This window comes from Streptomyces sp. NPDC004788, from assembly GCF_053601115.1.
In genome coordinates this window covers 1-1,243 of sequence record NZ_JBSGBF010000212.1, presented here as the reverse complement: position 1 = coordinate 1,243, position 1,243 = coordinate 1, and the positions used below count along the sequence as shown (strand labels likewise).

Here is a 1,243-nt window from a genome sequence, read left to right as displayed (position 1 = left end):
GGCTCCGTACGACCCCGTACGACCGGAAGTCCCCCGGAACCAGCTGGTTCCGGGGGACTTCCCGTTTTTCAGATCTCGTACGGCTCAGATCTCGTACGGCTCAGATCTCGTACGTCGCGCCCGTGTACGCCAGCTCCGCCGGCCCCGCGTACACCTCGCGCGCGTCCGCCAGGTTCCGCTCGCCGTCCGTCCACGGCGGGATGTGGGTGAGGACCAGACGGCGCACCCCGGCGCGGGCGGCGTGCGCGCCGGCCTCGCGGCCGTTGAGGTGGAGGGCCGGGATGTCCTCCTTGCCGTGGGTGAAGGACGCCTCGCAGAGGAAGAGGTCCGCGCCCTCGGCCAGCTCGTGCAGCGCGTCGCAGACGCCGGTGTCGCCGGAGTACGTGAGCGCGCGGCCGCCGTGCTCGACGCGGATGCCGAACGCCTCGACCGGATGGCACACCTTCTCCGTGCGCACGGAGAACGGGCCGATCTCGAACGAGCCCGACTTCAGCGTGTGGAAGTCGAAGACCTCGCGCATCGAGGTGGGCGACGGCGTGTCCGCGTACGCCGTGGTCAGCCGCTGCTCCGCGCCCTCGGGGGCGTAGACGGGGATCGCGTCGCAGCGGCCGCCCTCGTGGCGGTAGTAGCGGGCGACGAAATAGCCGCACATGTCGATGCAGTGGTCGGCGTGCAGATGGCTGAGGAAGATCGCGTCGAGGTCGTACAGACCGATGTGGCGCTGCAGCTCGCCGAGGGCGCCGTTGCCCATGTCGAGGAGCAGCCGGAAGCCGTCGGCCTCGACGAGGTAGCTCGAGCAGGCCGATTCCGCGGACGGGAACGACCCTGAGCAGCCGACGACGGTGAGCTTCATGGAGCGTGAACCTCCGTGTACGGGAGCGGAAAGCGCGCTGAGAGGGGAGGTCGTGCGGTCTGTCGAGCGTACGGCGCGTGGCGGCCGGTCGCTCCTCCGTGGCGGCCCGTTGTGGGCGAACTCACGGGCTCTGTCACCGGTTCGGATGGATGGCGGGGCGACCCGGCCCGGTGAGCGGCGCGCCGGTACCTTCTTGAGGTATGGACATGTCGTGGTGGCCGGCGCTCGTCGCGGCCGTGGTGGTCGCGCTCGTCGCGGTGCTCGCCTGGGGGTCCCCCCGGACGAGGTCCGGGGGAGGGTGGCGGCGCTCGGCCGGGAGCCGTCGCCCCGCGGGACGCGGCCGCCCGCCGGGCCGCCCGGCCCGCACCCCCCGGCCGCCCCGGCCGTGCG

At 72.5% G+C, this 1,243-nt stretch carries 1 protein-coding gene; it reads right to left on the bottom strand.

Annotated features, from left to right (window positions below):
- Positions 1-100: 100 nt before the first annotated feature.
- A complete protein-coding gene (locus ACWEJX_RS37770; RefSeq protein WP_451611929.1) occupies positions 101-853 on the bottom strand; it encodes an MBL fold metallo-hydrolase in 753 nt (250 codons plus the stop codon).
- Between the last annotated feature and the right edge of the window lie 390 nt (positions 854-1,243).

Excerpts from the sequence above, each read along its gene's own strand:
- ACWEJX_RS37770 (WP_451611929.1), bottom strand. The coding sequence starts at position 853 with ATGAAGCTCACCGTCGTCGGCTGCTCAGGGTCGTTCCCGTCCGCGGAA.